21 protein-coding genes are annotated in these 19,976 nt (G+C 62.9%); 5 read left to right on the top strand and 16 right to left on the bottom strand.

The genetic code is table 11. The features are described from left to right. Positions 1 to 42: 42 nt before the first annotated feature. From clpA to AC1D05_RS09980, 3 genes are all read right to left on the bottom strand, one after another. On the bottom strand, positions 43 to 2,511 hold the full coding sequence (gene clpA, locus AC1D05_RS09990) for an ATP-dependent Clp protease ATP-binding subunit ClpA (protein WP_477440455.1): 2,469 nt from the start codon (positions 2,509 to 2,511) through the stop codon (positions 43 to 45). Between the two features lie 6 nt (positions 2,512 to 2,517). Next, a complete protein-coding gene (clpS, locus tag AC1D05_RS09985) occupies positions 2,518 to 2,847 on the bottom strand; it encodes an ATP-dependent Clp protease adapter ClpS (protein ID WP_027029050.1) in 330 nt (109 codons plus the stop codon). A 297-nt stretch (positions 2,848 to 3,144) separates the two neighbouring features. Continuing rightward, positions 3,145 to 3,474, bottom strand: coding sequence for a phasin family protein (locus AC1D05_RS09980; protein WP_172228772.1), 330 nt, complete (start codon positions 3,472 to 3,474; stop codon positions 3,145 to 3,147). 287 nt (positions 3,475 to 3,761) lie between these two features. Between AC1D05_RS09980 and AC1D05_RS09975 the strand changes: the two genes are divergently transcribed. Further along, complete coding sequence (locus AC1D05_RS09975) at positions 3,762 to 5,219, top strand: SPOR domain-containing protein (protein WP_477440453.1); 1,458 nt, start codon at positions 3,762 to 3,764, stop codon at positions 5,217 to 5,219. Positions 5,220 to 5,267: 48 nt separating this feature from the next. On the opposite strand, the gene AC1D05_RS09970 is transcribed toward AC1D05_RS09975, so the two are convergent. The 3 genes from AC1D05_RS09970 to AC1D05_RS09960 all read right to left on the bottom strand — a co-directional run bounded on the left by AC1D05_RS09970 (position 5,268) and on the right by AC1D05_RS09960 (position 8,164). Beyond that, positions 5,268 to 5,969, bottom strand: a complete 702-nt coding sequence (locus tag AC1D05_RS09970; protein WP_477440451.1) for a DnaJ domain-containing protein — start codon at positions 5,967 to 5,969, stop codon at positions 5,268 to 5,270. A gap of 276 nt (positions 5,970 to 6,245) precedes the next feature. After that, positions 6,246 to 6,683, bottom strand: a complete 438-nt coding sequence (locus AC1D05_RS09965; RefSeq protein WP_056576946.1) for a DUF1489 family protein — start codon at positions 6,681 to 6,683, stop codon at positions 6,246 to 6,248. A 77-nt stretch (positions 6,684 to 6,760) separates the two neighbouring features. After that, positions 6,761 to 8,164, bottom strand: coding sequence for an L-serine ammonia-lyase (locus tag AC1D05_RS09960; protein ID WP_477440449.1), 1,404 nt, complete (start codon positions 8,162 to 8,164; stop codon positions 6,761 to 6,763). Positions 8,165 to 8,337: 173 nt separating this feature from the next. On the opposite strand from AC1D05_RS09960, the gene AC1D05_RS09955 reads away from it, so the two are divergent. Beyond that, positions 8,338 to 9,057, top strand: a complete 720-nt coding sequence (locus tag AC1D05_RS09955) for a DUF599 domain-containing protein (protein WP_477440447.1) — start codon at positions 8,338 to 8,340, stop codon at positions 9,055 to 9,057. On the opposite strand, the gene AC1D05_RS09950 is transcribed toward AC1D05_RS09955, so the two are convergent. The 7 genes from AC1D05_RS09950 to AC1D05_RS09920 all read right to left on the bottom strand — a co-directional run bounded on the left by AC1D05_RS09950 (position 9,030) and on the right by AC1D05_RS09920 (position 14,249). After that, positions 9,030 to 9,827, bottom strand: a complete 798-nt coding sequence (locus AC1D05_RS09950) for a YdcF family protein (RefSeq protein ID WP_477440445.1) — start codon at positions 9,825 to 9,827, stop codon at positions 9,030 to 9,032. The two genes, AC1D05_RS09955 and AC1D05_RS09950, sit on opposite strands and share 28 nt — an antisense overlap. 28 nt (positions 9,828 to 9,855) lie before the next feature. Next, entirely contained in the window at positions 9,856 to 11,421 is a 1,566-nt protein-coding gene (locus AC1D05_RS09945) for an amidase (protein WP_477440443.1), read from the bottom strand. Continuing rightward, a complete protein-coding gene (locus AC1D05_RS09940; RefSeq protein ID WP_477440441.1) occupies positions 11,421 to 11,876 on the bottom strand; it encodes a GNAT family N-acetyltransferase in 456 nt (151 codons plus the stop codon). The genes AC1D05_RS09945 and AC1D05_RS09940 overlap by 1 nt, the downstream gene beginning before the upstream one ends. Positions 11,877 to 11,883: 7 nt before the next feature. Next, positions 11,884 to 12,171: an Asp-tRNA(Asn)/Glu-tRNA(Gln) amidotransferase subunit GatC gene (gene gatC / locus AC1D05_RS09935; protein WP_010909575.1), complete on the bottom strand. Its 288-nt coding sequence runs from the start codon at positions 12,169 to 12,171 to the stop codon at positions 11,884 to 11,886. A 75-nt stretch (positions 12,172 to 12,246) separates the two neighbouring features. After that, positions 12,247 to 13,056 (bottom strand): radical SAM protein, encoded by an 810-nt coding sequence (locus AC1D05_RS09930; RefSeq protein ID WP_477440439.1) that lies wholly within the window; start codon positions 13,054 to 13,056, stop codon positions 12,247 to 12,249. Positions 13,057 to 13,100: 44 nt separating this feature from the next. Continuing rightward, positions 13,101 to 13,517 (bottom strand): hypothetical protein, encoded by a 417-nt coding sequence (locus AC1D05_RS09925; RefSeq protein WP_477440437.1) that lies wholly within the window; start codon positions 13,515 to 13,517, stop codon positions 13,101 to 13,103. A 24-nt stretch (positions 13,518 to 13,541) separates the two neighbouring features. Further along, positions 13,542 to 14,249, bottom strand: a complete 708-nt coding sequence (locus tag AC1D05_RS09920; RefSeq protein ID WP_477440435.1) for a metal-dependent hydrolase — start codon at positions 14,247 to 14,249, stop codon at positions 13,542 to 13,544. A gap of 123 nt (positions 14,250 to 14,372) precedes the next feature. Between AC1D05_RS09920 and ruvX the strand changes: the two genes are divergently transcribed. Continuing rightward, entirely contained in the window at positions 14,373 to 14,879 is a 507-nt protein-coding gene (ruvX, locus tag AC1D05_RS09915) for a Holliday junction resolvase RuvX (RefSeq protein WP_477440586.1), read from the top strand. On the opposite strand, the gene AC1D05_RS09910 is transcribed toward ruvX, so the two are convergent. The 3 genes from AC1D05_RS09910 to AC1D05_RS09900 all read right to left on the bottom strand — a co-directional run bounded on the left by AC1D05_RS09910 (position 14,797) and on the right by AC1D05_RS09900 (position 17,501). Next, positions 14,797 to 15,138 (bottom strand): DUF6105 family protein, encoded by a 342-nt coding sequence (locus tag AC1D05_RS09910; RefSeq protein WP_172228752.1) that lies wholly within the window; start codon positions 15,136 to 15,138, stop codon positions 14,797 to 14,799. The genes ruvX and AC1D05_RS09910 overlap by 83 nt on opposite strands. Beyond that, on the bottom strand, positions 15,138 to 15,716 hold the full coding sequence (locus tag AC1D05_RS09905) for a hypothetical protein (protein WP_477440433.1): 579 nt from the start codon (positions 15,714 to 15,716) through the stop codon (positions 15,138 to 15,140). Before AC1D05_RS09905 ends, AC1D05_RS09910 begins: the two co-directional genes overlap by 1 nt. A gap of 156 nt (positions 15,717 to 15,872) precedes the next feature. Beyond that, the gene (locus tag AC1D05_RS09900; RefSeq protein ID WP_477440431.1) at positions 15,873 to 17,501 is read right to left on the bottom strand and encodes a DNA alkylation response protein; all 1,629 of its coding nucleotides are present in this window, start codon (positions 17,499 to 17,501) and stop codon (positions 15,873 to 15,875) included. A 177-nt stretch (positions 17,502 to 17,678) separates the two neighbouring features. Here AC1D05_RS09900 and AC1D05_RS09895 point away from each other — a divergent pair, with 177 nt between their 5' ends. Then, positions 17,679 to 18,644, top strand: a complete 966-nt coding sequence (locus AC1D05_RS09895) for an aspartate carbamoyltransferase catalytic subunit (protein WP_258583625.1) — start codon at positions 17,679 to 17,681, stop codon at positions 18,642 to 18,644. After that, the gene (locus AC1D05_RS09890; RefSeq protein ID WP_477440429.1) at positions 18,641 to 19,927 is read left to right on the top strand and encodes a dihydroorotase; all 1,287 of its coding nucleotides are present in this window, start codon (positions 18,641 to 18,643) and stop codon (positions 19,925 to 19,927) included. Before AC1D05_RS09895 ends, AC1D05_RS09890 begins: the two co-directional genes overlap by 4 nt. Positions 19,928 to 19,976: the final 49 nt, after the last annotated feature.

The following is a 19,976-nucleotide window of genomic DNA, read 5'->3' as shown; positions in this document are numbered from 1 at the left end:
GAAAAAAGCCCCGTTGCCGGGGCTTTTTCGAGTGAGTGCCGATCAGCCCTTGCGGGGCAGTTGCGGGACCAGGCTGCGCTTGCCGCCATCCTTGCCCTTGGGCTCCGGCTTCTGCGCCACGAGCTTCTTCGCGGCAGGCTTCTTGGCCACGGCCTTGGCGGGCTTGGGCGCGTCTTCCGGCTCTTCCTTCTTCGGCTTCACCGGTGCCTCGTCAGCCAGCGATTCGAGCTTCAGGCCGGTCTCGCCGGTTTCCTTCTTCTCGACGGTGACGCGCACCGTGCCGCCCTTCTTGAGCTTGCCGAACAGCACCTCGTCGGCCAGCGGCTTCTTGATGTGCTCCTGGATGACACGGCCGAGCGGCCGCGCGCCCATGCGCTCGTCATAGCCCTTGTCGGCGAGCCAGGCGATCGCATCCGGCGACAGGTCGAAGGTGACGCCACGCTCGGAGAGCTGCGCCTCGAGCTGCATGACGAACTTCTGCACCACCTGATGGATGACCGGCACCGGCAGCGAGCCGAACGGGATGATCGCATCGAGACGGTTGCGGAACTCCGGCGTGAACAACCGGTTGATCGCCTCGACATCGTCGCCTTCGCGCTTGGTCGAACCGAAACCGATCGCCGCGCGCTGCGCATCGGATGCGCCCGCATTGGTGGTCATGATCAGGATGACATTGCGGAAGTCGATCTGCTTGCCGTTGTGGTCGGTGAGCTTGCCGTGGTCCATCACCTGCAACAGGATGTTGAACAGGTCCGGATGTGCCTTCTCGACCTCGTCCAGCAACAGCACGCAGTGCGGATGCTGGTCGACGCCGTCGGTCAACAGACCGCCCTGGTCAAAGCCGACATAGCCGGGAGGCGCGCCGATCAGCCGCGAAACGGTGTGGCGTTCCATATATTCCGACATGTCGAAGCGGATCAGCTCGACGCCGAGCGAGGCAGCCAATTGCTTGGCCACTTCGGTCTTGCCGACGCCGGTCGGACCCGAGAACAGGTAGGAGCCGATCGGCTTTTCCGGTTCGCGCAGGCCGGCACGAGCCAGCTTGATCGCCGAGGTCAGCGCGGTGATGGCGGTGTCCTGGCCATAGACGACGCGCTTCAGCTCGATGTCGAGGCCCTGCAGCACCTTCTCGTCGTCGGCCGAAACCGTCTTCGGCGGAATGCGTGCCATGGTGGCGATCGTGGCTTCGATCTCCTTGATGCCAATGGTCTTCTTGCGCTTGGCTTCCGGCACCAGCATCTGCGAGGCGCCGGTCTCGTCGATCACATCGATCGCCTTGTCCGGCAGCTTGCGGTCGTTGATGTAGCGTGCCGACAGTTCCACCGAAGCCTTGATCGCCTCGTTGGTGAACTTCACCTTGTGGAATTCCTCATAATAGGGCTTGAGGCCCTTCATGATCTCGATGGCGTCCTCGATGGTCGGCTCGTTGACGTCGATCTTCTGGAAGCGCCGCACCAGAGCGCGGTCCTTCTCGAAGAACTGGCGGAATTCCTTGTAGGTGGTCGAGCCGATGCAGCGGATCGCACCGGAAGACAGCGCGGGCTTCAACAGGTTCGACGCGTCCATGGCGCCGCCTGACGTGGCACCCGCACCAATCACGGTGTGGATCTCGTCGATGAACAGCACGGCGCCCGGATAATCCTCGAGTTCCTTGACGACCTGCTTCAGCCGTTCCTCGAAATCGCCGCGGTAGCGCGTGCCGGCCAGCAGCGTACCCATGTCGAGCGCGAAGATGGTGGCATTGTGCAGTACTTCGGGAACGTCGCCCTCGACGATGCGCTTGGCCAGCCCTTCGGCGATCGCGGTCTTGCCGACGCCGGGGTCACCGACGTAGAGCGGATTGTTCTTGGAGCGGCGGCATAGCACCTGGATGGTGCGGTTGATCTCCGACTCACGGCCGATCAGCGGATCGATCTTGCCGGCCTTGGCCTTGTTGTTGAGGTTGACGCAGTAAGCCGTCAGCGCGTCCTGCTGCTGCTTCTTCTTGCCGCCTTCCTCCTGCGGCTCTGCGCCGTTCTGGCCGCCCTGCTCGTCATCGGCGCCGCGCGGCGAGCGCGTTTCCGATGCGCCGGGGCGCTTGGCAATGCCGTGCGAGATGTAGTTGACCGCGTCGTAGCGGGTCATCTGCTGTTCCTGCAGGAAATAGGCGGCATGGCTCTCGCGCTCGGCGAAGATCGCGACGAGCACGTTGGCGCCCGACACTTCCTCGCGGCCCGACGACTGCACATGGATCACGGCGCGCTGGATGACGCGCTGGAAGCCGGCGGTCGGCTTGGAATCCTCATCGTAGCCGGTGACCAGATTGTCGAGCTCGGTGTCGATATAGGTGAGAACAGTGTGCTTCAGCTCATCGAGATCGACGTTGCAGGCGCGCATGACGGCGGCCGCCTCGGTGTCGTCGATCAACGCGAGCAGCAGATGTTCAAGGGTTGCGTATTCGTGGTGCCGCTCATTGGCGAGCGTCAGCGCCTGGTGAAGCGCCTTTTCCAGGCCTTGGGAGAAAGCCGGCATGTTACCTCACTTCTTCTCCATCACGCATTGCAGCGGATGCTGATTCTGTCGGGCGAAATCCATGACCTGAGACACTTTGGTCTCGGCCACCTCGAATGTATAGACCCCGCACTCGCCCACTCCATGATTGTGAACATGAAGCATGATGCGTGTGGCGGCTTCGCGGTCCTTCTGGAAAAACCGTTCCAGCACGTGAACCACGAACTCCATCGGAGTGTAGTCGTCGTTGAGGATGAGGACCCGGTAAAGGCTGGGCTTCTTGGTTTTGGTTTTGGTGCGCGTGATGACAGCGGTCCCGCGGCCGGCCTCATTGCCATCGCCGCCGCCGTTTGCCATCCGCGCCACTTGTCTCGTGGCAGTCAAACCGATCGTCACGTAATCCTGCCTCTTTCGAATCCCCATGCGAGTTCGACATGTAGGTGTTCGATGGACGATTTTAAGCCCTTCTGGTTAGCTGACAATATGGCTAGGTGCCCAAACTTGGCTGATTTTCGCAATCGTGAAGCGCAATGCGGTTTCAGATGGGAAATTGACATGAAAAAACCCGGCCACGCTTCCGCGACCGGGTTTTGTCCCGAACCCAAGGGGCCGGATTTGAACTTGTCAGGCGAAGATTGCTTCGCCTAGGCGAAATTACTTCGCCTTGGCAACGATCGATTCGAACGGCTTGTAGGCTTCCTTGGCGAGTTCGGCATAGAGGTCGCCAATCTTGGTGGCCTCGGCGACGAACGCCTCGTAGGACTGCTTGGCGTAGTCGGACTGGATCTCGATCGCCTTGTCCAGCGACTTGGCCGAAAACAGCTTCTCGACAGCGGCGCTGCCGGCTTCAAAGCTCTTCTTGGTGTACTCACCGGCCTCGGTGGCGATCGCCTGAGCGCCCTTGGACAGCGAAGCGAAGCTCTTCAAACCGGTATCAGCGAAGTCCTTGCCGTATTTGCTGAAGTCCTCATAGGTCTGGGTCATTTCACGATTCCCTTGGCGGTTGAGGCGTCCTTCTTCGGGGGCGCCCTTGTGCAATGCACCTTAATATATTGTGCGTCGCACAAAAGTCAATATTTCGTCGGCGTGCGGAGCCCGCCTGCGCAGGCAATGGCTAAAAATCAAATAAACTGTGTTTCAAGCCCGAAGAAAATGGTGAACGCGGCGGTTACCATAAACGGATTGGTAACGCTGCCCCGCTAGCTTGGCTAGAAGTGAGGCAGGAACCCTTTGCCGCCTCCAACGCAACGAAGAATTCAAGGGAAATATCAGTGCGTCAGGCGTTGTTGGGCATCGTTTCCAAATCCACCTCCCCCCTCAAAGCGATCATGGTCTTCGCCTTGGCGTTGACCTTCGTTTGCGCCGACGTCGCCTCGTCGCTGGCAGCGCGACCGGCGGCCATTGTCGTGGACGCCAAGACCGGCAAGGTGCTGTACTCCGCGGATGCCAATGGCAGGCGCTATCCGGCGTCGCTGACCAAGATGATGACGCTCTATCTAACCTTCGAAGCGATGGCGAAGGGCAAGATCAGCAGGAATTCGCAGGTCGTGTTTTCGGCCCATGCCTCCGCCGAGGCGCCGACGAAACTCGGCGTCAAGCCGGGCGGTTCGGTCTCGGTCGAGACCGCGATCCTGTCGATCGTCACCAAGTCGGCCAACGACTCGGCCACCGCGCTCGGTGAAATGCTCGGCGGCGATGAACCCACTTTTGCCCGCATGATGACCGCCAAGGCGCGGGCGCTGGGCATGAACGGCACCGTCTTCCGCAACGCCAACGGCCTGCCCGACCCCGGCCAGTTCACCACCGCACGCGACATGGCCACGCTCGGCATCGCGCTGCGTGAGCATTTTCCCCAGTACTACGGCTATTTCTCGCAGCGCTCCTTTCTCTACGGCCGTCAGCGCATCAATGGCCACAACCGTCTGCTCGGACGCATCAAGGGCGTCGACGGCATCAAGACCGGCTACACCCGCGCCTCGGGCTTCAATCTCGTCTCGTCGGTTAATGACGGCAACCGCCGGCTCGTCGCCGTTGTCATGGGCGGCACCTCGGGCGGCAGCCGCGACAACCAAATGGCGAACCTGATCAACACCTACATGCCGAGGGCCTCGACCCGCGGTGGCGGCGATCTGGTTGCAAAGGCTGACAGCAGCAGCAATCCGATCAAGGCGCTTGCCAAGGTTCTCCTGCCCAAGCACGACGCGCCAACCCCGGACGACAAGCCGGTAGCGGTGGCCAGCGCCGACGACACAGCAGTCGCCGAAGACGCGACTGTTGCGCAGGGTGATGATCAAGGTGATGATGAAGAGAGCGCCGAGGCCGAAGCACCCAAGCTGGTTGTCCCGGCAAAGAAGGTGAAGACCGTCATCGTCGCGGCGCCGAAGGTCGCCACCGCACAGGTCGTGGCTGCCTATGCCGAGCCGACACCACCGGCTGTCGAGCCGACGCCAACTGTCGATCCGGTCAACACCGCGTCGGTGCCGTCGGGCTGGGCCATCCAGGTCGCCTCCTCGCCGAAGCAGTCGGAAGCCCAGGCATTCCTCGACAAGACCGCCAAGCAGGCGCCCAAGGTGCTGGCGGATGCTTCAGGCTTCACCGTCGCCTTCGACAAGGATGGGATGACCTATTACCGCGCCCGCTTCGGCGGCTTCGGTTCGAAGGACGCCGCCTGGAAGGCCTGTACCGCTTTGAAGAAGAAGAAAATCGAGTGCTACGCCGTCCAGCAATAGGACGGCGTGGAAGCGATCTCCCGGAAATTTTTTTGCGTCGAAGGAGACTTAGTTGTGATTGGAGAGCAAGACGTCCTTGGCTTCGTTGATTCGCGCCGCCAGGAAAGACGTGCCACCGATATCGGGGTGCAGGCGCTGCATCAGGCGGCGGTGCGCCTTGCGGACATCCGCCGCGGCGGCCCCCGCTTCAAGACCAAGGACCTTGTAGGCCTCCTCCTTAGTCATGGCGCCCGGACCTGGCGCAACACCCAGCCCTTCGCCACCGTTCGTCTCAGTGTTTTTGCGCCAGACGGGAAATCTGCCGTCAAGATACGTCTCTAGCAACTGGCGGCTCTCCGCATCGCCGGAGAGTTCGCGGTAGAGATGCTGCAACTCCGCAAGGCCCATCGCGCCAAGCATCTTGCCGTCATGGCGGCCGGCCAGAACCAGCCCTTCGAGGCCGCCCGTATTGTGATCGAGTTCCATCTCGAGCGCTGCCGTCCGCACCGTTGAGCGTTTTCCCGGTGCCAAGCTGACATCAGGCCGGTTCGTGCGCGTGGCGAAATACCAGCCGATTGCGACGAACAGGATGACGCCGCCGATTCCGCTTCGCCCGACCAGAAGCACGGCAACACCCACCAGCGCCAACAGGATCGGCCCCAGAGTTCGGGTTGTGCTCGCGAGGCTGGCCGGATCGGCGCGAAGAAACGCCGTGGCCGCGATCAGCAGCACCAGCAGCAATGCGACCAGGACGATAATTGCGCCTAACATTTCCCACCGCCCTGCGGATTCCCTGCCCGCCTGGACAGCCGCATCACTTCATCAAACACTTTTTCTGCGCCGGAATCATGGCCTTCGCTTGGACAGGAAGAGGTCTGCCATGCGAGCTGGCTTCGCCAACGCCGCGACTTTTTGTCGAGTTCGACAGCTTTCATCGCGCATGAAATTCAAGATGTGGCGTTGCCGCGCTGCTTGCAAGTCCAGTGCGAAGCAAGATGGAGGGCCAGGAAAACCGAGCCGGAACAGACAACGCTTCTGCGCGACAGCCTACAGCAACCCCAGGTCGGCAAGCTCGCGCCTGAGTTTCGGCGGCATTTCGACCAACCCAGCCTTGCCCTTGCCAAGGTCGAGAGGCGCATCCGACGGTTTCAGGTAGCGCCAGCCCTGAAAGGCCCGGCGCGGCTGCCAGTCGGTGCGCACGACTTGCGGGTCGAGCATCAGGTGGCAGCGGCCGATACCTTCGTCATCGGTGAACGGCCGGATCTCGGTAATCAACTGGCGGCATTGCACATTGCCTTTGATCACCCAGTAGAGCGAGCCGCCATCGGTGATCTCGGCGCCACGCGTCGGCACCATGCGGGTGGTGTGCCAGTGTTCGGCCGGTTCGCCGGCGCGGCGTCGTTCGTCGAGCCGGAACTCGATCCATTCCTCGAGATCCTCGACGCTGTCGCAGCCGACGCACAGTTTTAGGAGATTGAGAGCCATCCGCTAAGGTTAGTCCGGAGCGCCGCGACGTCAACGGCCTGACGGACTTCTCCACAGTGCCGGCTTAGGCCAGTCCCTCAGCACTCCACGACATTGACGGCGAGCCCGCCAAGGCTGGTTTCCTTATACTTCTCGTTCATGTCGAGGCCGGTCTGGCGCATTGTCTCGATCGCCGCGTCGAGCGGTACAAAGTGGACGCCGTCGCCCTTGATCGCCAGTGACGCGGCGGTCACCGCCTTGACCGCGCCGAGTGCGTTGCGCTCGATGCATGGCACCTGGACCAGCCCGCCGACTGGATCGCAGGTCATGCCGAGATGGTGTTCGAGCGCGATCTCGGCGGCATTCTCGACCTGCATGGGCGTACCGCCCATGACGGCGCAAAGCCCGGCCGCGGCCATTGCCGAAGCGGAACCGACCTCGCCCTGGCAACCGACCTCGGCGCCCGAGATCGAGGCATTGGTCTTGATGATGCCGCCGACGGCGGCCGCCGTCAGCAGGAAGTCGCGGATGCTCGGCTGGTCGGCCTCGGGATGGAAATGCAGCCAGTAGCGCAGCACCGCCGGCAGCGTGCCGGCGGCGCCATTGGTCGGTGCGGTGACTACACGGCCGCCGGCCGCATTCTCTTCGTTGACGGCCATGGCGTAGATCGAGAGCCAGTCATTGGCGAGCAACGGATTGGGCTTGTTCTGCTGCCACTGTTCCTGCAGCTTGTCGTGCAGCATGCGCGCGCGGCGCCGCACCTTCAGCCCACCCGGCATGATGCCGTCCTGCGACAGGCCACGGTCGATGCATGCCTTCATTGCCCCCCAGATGGCGTCGAGGCCGGCGTCGAGCTCCTCGCGCGACATCTGCGTTTCCTCGTTGATGCGCTTCATCTCGGCGATGGAAAGGCCGCTCTTGGCCGCCATCTTCAGCATCTCGACGGCGTTCTTGAAGGGATAAGGCACTTTCTTGCCTTCTGTCGTCACCGACCCCTTGGCCTTCATTCGCTGCAGCTCTTCTCCCGAAACCACGAAGCCGCCGCCTATCGAATAGTAGATGCGCTTGAGCAGCAGGCGGTCGCCGGCGTCGTAGGCATAGAATGCCATGCCGTTGGCGTGACCCGTGAGCGGCGTCTTGCGGTCGAGCACCAGATCGGTAGTCGGGTCAAAGCGATAGGATGGATGGCCGGGAGGCGAAAGGCGCTTTTCAGCAGCGATGCGGCCAGCAATCCCATCAGCCTGATCCGGGTCGACGGTCTGCGGTGTCAGGCCGGCAAGACCAAGCACCACTGCGCGGTCCGAGCCATGGCCAATGCCGGTATAGGCGAGCGACCCGTGCAGGCTGGCGCCGACGCGATCCACCGCGACACCGGCCGGTCGCGGCCAGTCGCCATTGAGGATCTCGTCCAGGAAGCGGGCGGCGGCCGTCATCGGCCCCATCGTGTGCGAGCTGGAGGGACCGATGCCGATCTTGAACAGGTCGAAAACCGAAAGGAACACGTTGTCTCCTGGAGTCGCGTCGGTGACTACATATAGGAATTCCCCGGATGTTTCCGCTCTTTTGGCAATCGCGGCGCAGCACCTGCCGACCTTGTTTGCTCCGGCAGCGACATTGCCGTCGTTCGCCGAAGCCGGCATCGAAGCAACCGCGCTGGATGTGGTAAATTCAGCCCATGGGTGATTCCTCCTATCTGTCCACGGCCGATCTCGGGGCATTGGCCCTCTTCCTGATCGCGTGGCTGCTGCACACGCTCGCTTCCGACGGCAGACTGGTCAGCCGCGTGTCGCTGACGACGGCGATGAATGCGCAGCGCGAGGCCTGGATGCGCACCATGGCTGAGCGCGAGATCCGCATCGTCGACACCGCCATCATGAGCGGCCTCCAGCAAGGAACCGCCTTCTTCGCCTCCAGTTCGCTGATCGCGCTCGGCGGCTGCTTTGCCTTGCTCGGCGCGTCCGACCGGGTGCTTGAGGTGCTGAGCAACCTGCCGCTCGGCGGCGCGCCGTCGCGCCCGGCCTTTCAGATCAAGGTGCTGGGACTGGTGCTGATCCTGGCCTTTTCCTTCTTCAAATTCGGCTGGGCCTATCGGCTGTTCAACTATTGCTCGATCCTGATCGGCGCCGTGCCGATCCCGCACGGCGAAGCCTCGCGCAATCCGGTCACGCAAACGGCGGTGTGGCGCGCGACGCAGATGAACATGCTGGCTGGCAAGCACTTCAACTCCGGCCTGCGCGGCGTGTTTTTCTCGATCGGCTATCTCGGCTGGTTCGTCGATCCCCTGGTGTTCGTGCTGTCGACGCTTCTGCTGCTGGCCGTGCTGGTGCGGCGCCAGTTCTTCTCGGCGGCGCGGCGCGCCGTCATTGGTCAGCCGCCCGGTGCTGGAAAAGGCTGATCGATGCGGCCCGAAAGCCAATAGGCGAAAAGTCCGATCCATTCGCGGATCGCCATCGTCGTATTCTCCAGCGAATCGGCCGCATTGTCGCGAAACAAGCCGACGCCTTCCTTGCCCGAGGTGCGATAGTCGACCGGCCATGGGACGGTGGGAAAACCGGCCTTGTCGAACAGCGCCTTGGCCCGCGGCATATGGAAGGCTGAGGTCACCAGCAGCCAGGTCTCGCCCGGCTTCGGTTCGACAAGTTTGCGGCTGAAGACCGCATTTTCGTAGGTGTTGCGGGACTTGTCCTCGAGGACAAGGCGATCGGCCGATACACCAAGCGGGACGAGCAGGCGGGGTGCGGTGTCGGCGTCGCCCTCGCCATCAAGGAAAAGCGAGCCGTTTCCACCTGATACGACCACCTTGGCCTGCGGGAAGCGCCGAGCGAGGATTGCGGTCTCGACCATGCGATCGCCGCCGCTGCTCAATTCATAGCCGCCCCGCACGAGGTTGATGCCGCCTTCGAACCCGCCGCCGAGCACGACGATGCCATCGACCTTTTGCGGCAGCGGCGGTCGTTGAAAACGCTCCTCAAGCGGAGTGAGCATCATGGCGCCAAGTGACGTCCAAGCCGACAATGCAAGAATCAGGAAGGCGAGCACGCTGCCGGTGACGGCCAGCCGCCGGCGGCCGATCAGCCCGGCAATCAGCCCCGCCAGAAGCAGGAAGATCGTCAGGTTGAGCGGCTGGATGAAGAACCAGAACACCTTGGAAAGATAGTAGAACATCGCTCACCCATTCAGACGAGCGATACCCTTACCACCACTTCTCCGGCTGAAATGTGCCCGCCGCCTGTTCGATGACGGCAGCCGTCTGGAACAGCGTCTCTTCCTCGAACGGCCTGCCGATGAGTTGCAGGCCGAGCGGCAGCCCCTTCGGATCGAGGCCGGCGGGCACAGCGATGCCCGGCAGGCCGGCCATGTTCACGGTGACCGTGAAAATGTCGTTGAGGTACATCTTGACCGGGTCGGCCGCCATGTCCTCGTCGGCGATGCCGAACGCGGCTGACGGCGTCGCCGGGGTCAGGATGACGTCGATGCCGGCGGCAAAGACATTCTCGAAGTCGCGTTTGATCAGGTTGCGCACCTTCTGCGCCTGCAGATAGTACGCGTCGTAGTAGCCGGCCGACAGCACATAGGTGCCGATCATGATGCGGCGCTTGACCTCGCGGCCGAAACCGGCGGCACGGGTCTTCTCATACATCTCGACGATGTCCTTGCCCGGCACGCGCAGCCCAAAGCGGACGCCGTCATAGCGCGCCAGGTTGGACGAAGCTTCGGCAGGCGCCACGATGTAGTAGGCCGGCAGCGCGTATTTGGTGTGCGGCAGCGAAATGTCGACGATCTCGGCACCGGCATCCCTGAGCCAGGCAATGCCCTTCTGCCACAGCGCCTCGATCTCTTCGGGCATGCCGTCGACGCGATATTCCTTGGGAATGCCGACCTTCATGCCCTTGATCGGCTTGCCGATCGCCGCCTCATAGTCCGGCACCGGCCGGTCGACCGAGGTCGTGTCCTTCGGATCGACGGACGCCATTGACCTGAGCATGATCGCGGCGTCGCGCACGTCGCGCGCGATCGGGCCGGCCTGGTCGAGCGACGAGGCGAAGGCTACGATGCCCCAGCGCGAGCAGCGGCCATAGGTCGGCTTGATGCCGACCGTGCCGGTGAAAGCGGCCGGCTGGCGGATCGAGCCGCCAGTGTCGGTCGCTGTCGCGCCGGCGCACAGGAAGGCCGACACGGCGGTCGCCGACCCACCGGACGAACCGCCCGGCACCAGCTGTGCATTGTCCAGGCTGCGCTGGGTTCTCGTGCCGCCGGACGATACGAAGCCGCCATCGCCCTGATGCGTCGTCGGCATCACCACCGTGTCGAGGCGCGAGCGCCGCCACGGGTTGATGACCGGGCCGTAGTAGGACGTTTCGTTGGACGAGCCCATGGCGAACTCATCCATGTTGAGCTTGCCGAGCATCACCGCGCCATCCGCCCACAGATTGGCGGTAACAGTCGATTCGTAGCGCGGCTTGAAGCCGTCGAGCACATGGCTGCAGGCCTGGGTATGGACGCCTTCGGTGCCGAACAGGTCCTTGATCCCCAGCGGAATGCCTTCCAGAACACCGCCCTCGCCTTTGACCAGCCTGGCGTCGGACGCCTTGGCCATGTCGCGCGCTCGGTCGCTGGTCACCGCGACATAGGCATTGAGCGCCGGATTGGCGCGATCGATCGCCGAGAGATAGGCCTCGGTGATCTCGGTCGCTGTGATTTCCTTGCCACGCAGCTTGGCGCGGGCCTGCGAAATCGTCAGTTGGGTCAGGTCGCTCATCAAAGGCTCTTTTCGTAAAAAACCGACCACTCGGAATCGGGATAATCCAGAACCGGTCCGCAGCGCGAGAACCCGGCACGTTCGTAGACGGCCCAGGCGGCAGGATGGCGGTCGCCCGTCTCCAGCACCAGCCGCTTCAGCCCTTCCTGCCTCGCCAGCGCCTCGACCCGCTCGACGATGCTGGCGCCGATCTTGCGGCCGCGATGCGAAGGCCGCGTATACATGCGCTTGACCTCGCCGATTGTGCCATCATGGCGCTTCAGCGCGCCACAACCGATGGCGATGCCATTGTCGCGGGCGATGAAAACGGTCGTGTCCTGGCCTGCCATCTGCTCCACCGTCAGGTGGTAACAATGCTCCGGCGGCGTCAATTCGAGCAACGTTTCGTTGAGTTCCTTGACCAGGCCGCGCACGTCGTCCTGCAGCGGCGTCTCGATGGCGATCTCGATTGCCATCGGCGCCTTACTCCACGACCTTTGGCACGAGGAAGAAATTCTCTTCGGTCGCCGGTGCGTTGGCAACGATGTCGGCCGCCTTGTTGCCGTCGGTGACGACGTCTTGGCGTTTCTTCATCTCCATCGGCGTTACCGAGGTCATCGGCTCGACGCCGGACACATCGACCTCGTTCAACTGCTCGACAAAGCCCAGTATGGCGTTCAGCTCGCCGGTCATGCGTTCTGCATCTTCCTCGCTCACCGCGATGCGGGCGAGACGCGCGACGCGCTTCACAGTCTGAAGATCAACGGACATGTATTTGCCTCGGGGAAAAACCAGTCCGGGCTATAGCGGCGCCACGCGCGGTGCGCAACATGCATCATAGCAAGCCTATACAGCGATGCTGGCCCGGTCCTTGGGGCGGCGCAGCGGGTTGGGCAACTCGAACAATCGCTTGCTTGACGAACACATGCTGCATGCGCCCTCGTCTTCCAGCGCCGCGAAGGCTCGCAATTCCGCATCGGAACAGCCTGGCTCAAGCGGTCGATATGCCAGATAGGGATCCCATTTGTCGGAGAGGCGGTACTTTGCCTTCTGCATCGGCAGATAGGCGAGAGGCGCGCACTTCCAGATCTGCCCGGCATGGAGTTGCTTGCATTCGCGGGCCGGACAGATTTCCCAACTGGCGCGGGGGTCGCCATCCTCGAAGGGCAACATGGCGTCGCCGAAGCCTTCGTAGCGACGGGTCCAATTCTTGTCTGATGGCCGGATCTGAACATATATCCCGTGTTCCCGGCGCCACGCCTCCAGGAGAGCGAAGACCGGCTTCAACTTTTCCTGGTACTCCTCGGAGGCGTGATGAACCGAGACACTCAATTGGGTGTTGCCATCGGCGGCGAGAATCGCCGGCAATGTCGGGTGACGGTGCAGGAAAAAGCCGTTGCTGACGATCTCTATGCGGGCACGAGGCCAATGCCGCCGGGCCAGCCCGACGAAGGCCGGCATCTCCGGATGGATGGTGGGCTCTCCGCCCAGGAGGGAGAACCAGACAACGTCTATGCGCCGGCTCCACAGCCCCATCCAGCGGTCCGCCTCCTCAAGCGAGACGGTGCCGGAATGGCCGTGATTGGAGTAGTGCGAACAGCTGTCGCAAGACAGATTGCAGCCATGCGCGACATGCAGTTCCAGTTTCGGGAACACCAGCCGCTCACGGCGAAAAAGCGACCTGACACGGTTCAGCATCTTCATGGCAGGGCAACGCCCTCGCACAGATAGTAGCTGCCGCTGTTGCCGCTCGCCTCGCTTTCGTTATCGATCGGCCGGACCGATACGAGATCGACCTGCGTCGGGTTCATCTGCGTCACCGAGAGCACATCGGGAAAGACATAGCCCGGCTCCTGGCAGATGGCCGTCACCGCCCAGCTTGGCGAGCGTGTCGCCTTGCTGATTTGAACGAACTCGCAATTGTATTCGACGCCTTGCAGGCCATGCGCCGACAACACAATGTTGCTGGCGTCGATCAGCGTCTGCAGCGTATCCTTTTTGGCCTGTGCACAAAGCTCCTCGGACTGCAGGTAGACGCCTTTGATGAAGTCATCCGCGGCGAGCGCAGGCGACGCCGCGGCAAACACCGAAATGAAAAGAGTTTGCCGCAACGCCATGGATTTGTTCCGCTTTAGCTTCCTCTAGATCGTAATCGTCTCACCAATCCCAGGCAATGCCACCTGAACACCGGATCCTTCCAGGCCGGCCTCGAATTTCTCAGCCGTCGGATCGATCATCGGAAACGTGCCGAAGTGGCAGGGGACGACCGTGTCGAACTTGAAGAAGCGGCGGCAGGCGAGTGCGGCCACCGCACCGCCCATGGTGAAGCGGTCGCCGATCGGCACGATGCCGATCTTCGGCTCATGCAGTTCGTTGATCAGCGCCATGTCGGAAAAGATGTCGGTATCGCCCATATGGTAAAGCGTCTTGTCTTCCGGGAAATGCAGGACCAGCCCGCCAGGATTGCCGAGATAGACGTTCTTGCCGCCGTCTTCGCCAAACGAGGAGGAGTGCAACGCCTGGACGAAAGTGGTGGTGAAGCCGCCGCAATCGACCGTGCCGCCGATGTTGCCGGGGTTGATCTTGTTACCGTCAGCGCCCTTGCCGACCAGATACATGCAGATCTCGAAATTGGCGACCAACTGGGCGCCGCTCTTGCCGAGCACTTCCAGCGCGCCGCTGATGTGGTCGTTGTGCCCGTGCGTCAGCAGAACATGCGTGATCCCCTCGGCCGGCCCTTCCCAGCCACCCGTCCAGGACGGATTGCCGATCAGATAGGGGTCGATGAGGATTTTGGAGTCGCCGGTTTCGATACGGAAGGCCGAATGGCCGTACCAGGTCAGTTTCATGAATGCATTCCTCGATTTTTGTCGGTCCAGAGGATAGAACGCCGATGGTCCCGAGATCAAAGGGTTACTGTGTCCGTTGCGCGTTTGACAAAGCACGTGGTGGTGAAAGGCGAAGGACGGCCGTTGAGTATTATCACGATCGAGGAATTGCCGGCGCGGCTCGCCGGCGGCAAGACACTGGCCGGGCTCGATCTCGGCGACAAGACGATCGGCGTCGCGGTTTCCGACCGGGGATTCTCCTTTGCTCACCCACGCCCGGTCATCATGCGAAGGAAATTCTCGCTCGACGCTGCCGTGCTTCTGGCCTTGCTGGAGAAGGAGAATGCCGGCGCGATTGTGATCGGACTGCCGATCAACATGGATGGGTCGGAAGGTCCGCGCGCGCAGAAATCACGTGCCTTCGTGCGCAACATGGCGCAGCTGAGCGACCTGCCCTTCGTGTTCTGGGATGAAAGGCTGTCGACGGTGGCGGCCGAAAGGACGCTGATCGAGATGGATTTCTCGCGCGCCAAACGCGCCGGCAAGATCGATTCGGCGGCCGCGGCCTTTATTCTGCAGGGAGTTTTGGACCGGCTTCAGTCGCTCGCTGCATCCGCTCGAAGGGAACCGGACCCTCCCAGCGCTGTTTAAGCCAGCCGGCGATTTCGCGGCGACGGCGGAACGCCCACAGCGCCATCAGCAGAAATCCATCGAAGATGCAGGTCTTCGCCACCAAGCCGGGGATGATCGTTGGATCGACGCCTAGCATCTGGCCATAGAGCTGGAAGAAGAAGTCATGCATCTGCCGGCTGAGCATCACATAACCGAAATTCATGTCATTGGCCGACAGATAGAACCAGCCCCAGAACAGCGCCATCGGAGCCGCCCAAAATGCGAAGATATAGCGCATCAGCGGCCTCCCTTCGCTTTAGGGCCGGCTCGGCTGGGGCCAGTCCGGCTGGGGCCGGTCCGGCCTGATATTAGAGACAGCAGCGAATTGTGGGCCGCTGCCTTCGCCATGTTGTGCGCCGTGGCGTGGAAAGCGGCGTCATCAGACACCGCAGCCGAGCGCCGCTCGGCCAGCATCGCGACATAGGAGGCCAGAAGCGCTGCCAACTGCACCGCGACGACCATGAAGAGCCCGTTGATGCCCTGCGCGGCGCCACCGATCAGGATCATCGACAGGACACCGGAAGCGGAAATGAAGGCGATACGAACGACGCTGTCGGCGCTCGGGCTGGTCGCATCGTTGATCAGGGAATCGACAAAGGCCCAGAAGAACAGCACCGAGACGACCAGCAAGGCGGTGGCCAGCGGCGCGACAACGACGATGTTGTCCAGATTGACGAAGCGGGCGTTCTCGACCGTCACACCGAGCACGCCGAGGGCTGCCGTCACACCGCGGTCTCCGTCAATGCAGATCAGCGCCAGCAAGGCGAAGACAATTGCCCAGTGCACAGACAGAAAGGAGGTCAGTACGTGTCGCATCGTGGTTCCTGCTTCGGCAGGAATGACACTGGGCTTTGCCGCTCGCCGCCGCAATGGAAACCATTTGTTAAGGTTAACGGCGATCCACAGGGCGCACGATGATGCCCTCAGAGGCGTTCAACCAATCGAAGAACCCAGCAGCGCGCCGCTCCCGGCTCAGTTCACCGGCGGATAGAGCGTGTCGATGATCATGCGCGCATCGTGGCGCGCATCGAGCATGCCATAGGTGTTGCGCCACTGGCCGGCCAGACGCGTTTCGACGAAAGCATCGGCAATCCGCCCTGCCCCGAGCCGGCGAAGCTCCGCCGCCGCCGCCGATAGTGCCAGCTGTTCGGTCAGCAGGCGTGCCGAGCCCTCATCGGTCGAAGCAACCTGCATCGCCGCCTTCAACACACCGATCGTGCCGCGCCCTCCGGCGCCGAGGTCACGGTCGATGCCGGCCAGCACCTCTTCGAACAGGCCGGGCGCGCGGCCGAGCACGCGCAGCACATCGAGCGCCATGACATTGCCCGACCCTTCCCAGATCGCGTTGACGGGGGCTTCGCGGTAATAACGGGCGAGCGGCGCCTCCTCGACATAGCCATTGCCGCCGAGGCATTCCATCGCCTCGTAGAGCAGCGGCGGTGCGATCTTGCACACCCAGTATTTGACGACCGGCGTCATGGCGCGGGCAAACGCTGCTTCGCCGCGATCACTCGCCGCCTCGTCGAAGGAGCGCGCCAGCCGGAAAGACAGCGCGGTGGCGGCGGCAACATCCAGCGCCATATCGGCCAGCACGCGCTGCATCAGCGGCTGCTCGATCAAGGCCGAGCCGAACACCTGGCGATGGCGGGCATGATGAACGGCCTCCGCCAACCCTGCCCGCATGATCGCCGACGACGCCACCGCGCAGTCGAGCCGGGTCAAGGTCACCATGTCCATGATCGTCTTTACCCCGGCGCCGGGTTCGCCGACCATCTCGCCGATGGCGTTGACGAATTCGACCTCGGAAGACGCGTTGGAGCGGTTGCCGAGCTTGTCCTTCAGCCGCTGGAAGCGAAAGCCATTGCCTGATCCGTCGCCGAGAACACGCGGCACGAGAAAGCACGACAGTCCCTCCGGCGCCTGCGCCAACACCAGGAAGGCGTCCGACATCGGCGCCGACATGAACCATTTATGCCCGGTCAGGCGATAAAAACCGCTGCCGGCGCGTTCCGCTCTTGTCACATTAGCGCGCACATCGGTGCCGCCCTGCTTCTCGGTCATGCCCATGCCGAGTGTCAGCCCGGTCTTCTCGACCGGTGGCTTCTGGCTCTGGTCGTATTTGCGCGTCGTCACGCGCGGCGCCCATTCGCGAAACAGCTTTGGACTGGCCATCAGTGCCGCCAGCGAGGCGCTGGTCATGGTGATCGGGCAGAGATGCCCCGTCTCGAGCTCGGCGGTCAGGTAGAAACGAGCGGCGCGCACCTGATGCCGGCGGCCGATCTCGGCGTCGCCATTTTCCCAGACCGAGGAATGCAGCCCGTACGCCACCGAACGGCGCATCAAGGCGTGATAGGCGGGATGGGATTCGACCAGGTCGAGGCGCCGTCCCTGGCGATCATGCGTCCTGAGCTTCGGCGTCTCGACATTGGCGAGACGCGCCAGTTCCTGCGCCTCCTGCGTGAGGACGAAACGGCCGAGACCGTCGAGATCCTTGCGCACCGGGTCGGAAAAACGCTCGGCAAGCTGGATCAGCAACGGATCGCCTCGCCAGGCATTGCCGCCCGTCAGTGGCGGCGGCTGGTTGGTTACGTCGTCGGTCACGCCCAATCCTTCAATCGGTAGAAAGGCCCTTATCGTGCGAAAGCCACGAATCCGAGGCCATCGGCTAGATATAGCCAAGCGTTGCCGCGCGCGCGACGAAAATACCGGGGAGAATGGCGCCAATCCAAAGCTGGTGCTTGCAGGCGCAAAATCCGCACCCTATAGCAGCCCCTTGAGATGACCGACGCTTCGTCCCTGCCACTCTACCCTCACCGCCATCTTCTGGGCATCAGCGACCTTTCGCCCGCCGACATCGAGCTTTTGCTCGACAGGGCGGATCGGGCGGTCGCGATTTCGCGGCAGTCCGAGAAGAAAACCTCGACGCTGCGCGGCCGCACCCAGATCAATCTGTTCTACGAAGCCTCGACCCGCACGCAATCGTCGTTCGAGCTGGCCGGAAAGCGGCTCGGCGCCGACGTCATGAACATGTCGGTGGCAAGTTCTTCGGTGAAGAAGGGCGAGACGCTCATCGACACGGCGATGACGCTGAACGCCATGCGACCCGATATATTGATCATCCGCCACCAGTCGGCGGGTGCCGCAGCCCTTCTGGCCCAAAAGGTCGGCTGCTCCGTCGTCAATGCCGGCGACGGCGCGCATGAGCATCCGACACAGGCGCTGCTCGACGCGCTGACCATCCGCCGCGCCAAGGGCCCACTGTCGAAGCTGATCGTCGCGATCTGCGGCGACATCCTGCATTCGCGCGTGGCGCGCTCCAACATCATGCTGCTCAACGCGCTCGGGGCGCAGGTGCGCGTGGTGGCGCCCTCGACGTTGCTGCCCTCTGGCATCGAGAAGATGGGTGTCATCGTTACCCGGTCGATGGCCGAGGGCCTGAAGGACGCCGACGTGGTGATGATGCTGCGCCTGCAGCGTGAGCGGATGGAGGGCGCCTTCGTGCCTTCGGTGCGCGAATATTTCCGCTATTTCGGCCTCGACGCCGAAAAGCTGAAGGCCGCCAAGGACGACGCCATGGTGATGCACCCCGGCCCGATGAACCGCGGCGTCGAGATCGCCTCGGAAATCGCCGACGGCCCGCAAAGCGTCATCCAGGAACAGGTGGAGATGGGCGTTGCCGTACGCATGGCGGTGATGGAAGCGCTGCTCGATCCCCGTCGTAATCAAGAGGGCCGCGGCGCATGAGCACGACGGTCTTTGAACGCGCCCGCATCGTCGACCCCTCGCGCGGTATCGACGAAGTCGGCTCCGTCATCGTCGATGGCAGGAAAATCCTTGCCGCCGGCAAGGCGGCGTTGAACCAGGGCGCGCCCGAGGGCTCTGCGACAATCGATTGCGCCGGCAAAGCGATCATTCCCGGCCTGATCGATGGCCGCGTCTTCATCGGCGAACCCGGCGGCGAGCATCGCGAAACCATCGCTTCGGCGAGCGTCGCCGCAGCGGCCGGCGGCGTCACCTCCGTCGTCATGATGCCCGATACCGACCCGGTAATCGACAATGTCGCGCTGGTCGAGTTCGTGCTGCGCACCGCCAAGGACACGGCGATCGTCAATATCTTTCCTGCGGCGGCGATCACCAAGGGCCTCGACGGTCGCGAGATGACCGAATTCGGCCTGTTGCGCGAGGCCGGCGCCGTCGCTTTCACCGATGGCCGCCACACAATATCAAGCGCGCTGGTGATGCGCCGCGCGCTGACCTATGCCCGCGATTTCGGCGCCACCATCGTGCATGAAACGCAGGATGCCGACCTCGGCTCGTCAGGCGTCATGAACGAGGGCCTGTACGCCAGCTGGCTCGGCCTCTCCGGCATTCCGCGTGAAGCCGAATCGATCCCGCTGGAGCGTGATCTGGCTTTGGCCCGTCTGACGCGCGGTTCCTATCATGCAGCGAAGATCTCGACGGCGATGGCGGCAAGCGCCGTGACGCGCGCGAAAGCCGACGGCGCTGCCGTCACTTCAGGCGTGTCGATCCACAATCTGTCGCTCAATGAAAACGATGTCGGCGAATACCGTACCTTCTTCCGCCTGACGCCGCCGTTGCGCGCCGAGGAAGACCGGCTGGCGATGATCGAGGCGGTCAGGGATGGCACGGTCGATATCATCGTCTCCTCGCACGATCCGCAGGATGTCGACACCAAGCGCCTGCCCTTCGCCGACGCGGCAGCCGGGGCCATCGGGCTGGAGACACTGCTGGGTGCCGCCTTGCGGCTCTACCATAATGGCGACGTGCCGTTGCTGCGGCTGGTCGAAACGCTCTCCACCGCGCCGGCAAGGCTGTTCGGATTGCCCGGCGGCACGCTGAAGCCGGGTGCCGTCGCCGATCTCGCGCTTGTCGATCTCGACGAACCCTGGATCGTCAGCGAAAGCGGCATTCGCTCGCGCTCGAAAAACACCTGTTTCGAAGGCGCGCGCCTGCAAGGCAAGGTCTTGCAAACCCTGGTGGCGGGCCGCACAGTATTCTCGGCCTAGGAGCACATCCTGGCGCCATCTGAAGCCGCTACATATCGGCGATGGGAAG

The sequence above is a fragment of the Mesorhizobium sp. P2_E9 genome (assembly GCF_056403815.1).
This window is presented reverse-complemented; position numbering and strand designations above follow the sequence as displayed.

Excerpts from the sequence above, each read along its gene's own strand:
- AC1D05_RS09965 (WP_056576946.1), bottom strand. The coding sequence starts at position 6,683 with ATGGCTCTCAATCTCCTAAAACTGTGCGTCGGCTGCGACAGCGTCGAG.
- AC1D05_RS09950 (WP_477440445.1), bottom strand. The coding sequence starts at position 9,827 with ATGTTCTACTATCTTTCCAAGGTGTTCTGGTTCTTCATCCAGCCGCTC.
- clpA (WP_477440455.1), bottom strand. The coding sequence starts at position 2,511 with ATGCCGGCTTTCTCCCAAGGCCTGGAAAAGGCGCTTCACCAGGCGCTG.
- gatC (WP_010909575.1), bottom strand. The coding sequence starts at position 12,171 with ATGTCCGTTGATCTTCAGACTGTGAAGCGCGTCGCGCGTCTCGCCCGC.
- AC1D05_RS09940 (WP_477440441.1), bottom strand. The coding sequence starts at position 11,876 with ATGGCAATCGAGATCGCCATCGAGACGCCGCTGCAGGACGACGTGCGC.
- AC1D05_RS09890 (WP_477440429.1), top strand. The coding sequence starts at position 18,641 with ATGAGCACGACGGTCTTTGAACGCGCCCGCATCGTCGACCCCTCGCGC.
- AC1D05_RS09910 (WP_172228752.1), bottom strand. The coding sequence starts at position 15,138 with ATGCGCTATATCTTCGCATTTTGGGCGGCTCCGATGGCGCTGTTCTGG.
- AC1D05_RS09925 (WP_477440437.1), bottom strand. The coding sequence starts at position 13,517 with ATGGCGTTGCGGCAAACTCTTTTCATTTCGGTGTTTGCCGCGGCGTCG.
- clpS (WP_027029050.1), bottom strand. The coding sequence starts at position 2,847 with ATGGCAAACGGCGGCGGCGATGGCAATGAGGCCGGCCGCGGGACCGCT.
- AC1D05_RS09955 (WP_477440447.1), top strand. The coding sequence starts at position 8,338 with ATGGGTGATTCCTCCTATCTGTCCACGGCCGATCTCGGGGCATTGGCC.
- AC1D05_RS09920 (WP_477440435.1), bottom strand. The coding sequence starts at position 14,249 with ATGAAACTGACCTGGTACGGCCATTCGGCCTTCCGTATCGAAACCGGC.
- AC1D05_RS09980 (WP_172228772.1), bottom strand. The coding sequence starts at position 3,474 with ATGACCCAGACCTATGAGGACTTCAGCAAATACGGCAAGGACTTCGCT.
- AC1D05_RS09905 (WP_477440433.1), bottom strand. The coding sequence starts at position 15,716 with ATGCGACACGTACTGACCTCCTTTCTGTCTGTGCACTGGGCAATTGTC.
- AC1D05_RS09945 (WP_477440443.1), bottom strand. The coding sequence starts at position 11,421 with ATGAGCGACCTGACCCAACTGACGATTTCGCAGGCCCGCGCCAAGCTG.
- AC1D05_RS09895 (WP_258583625.1), top strand. The coding sequence starts at position 17,679 with ATGACCGACGCTTCGTCCCTGCCACTCTACCCTCACCGCCATCTTCTG.
- AC1D05_RS09970 (WP_477440451.1), bottom strand. The coding sequence starts at position 5,969 with ATGTTAGGCGCAATTATCGTCCTGGTCGCATTGCTGCTGGTGCTGCTG.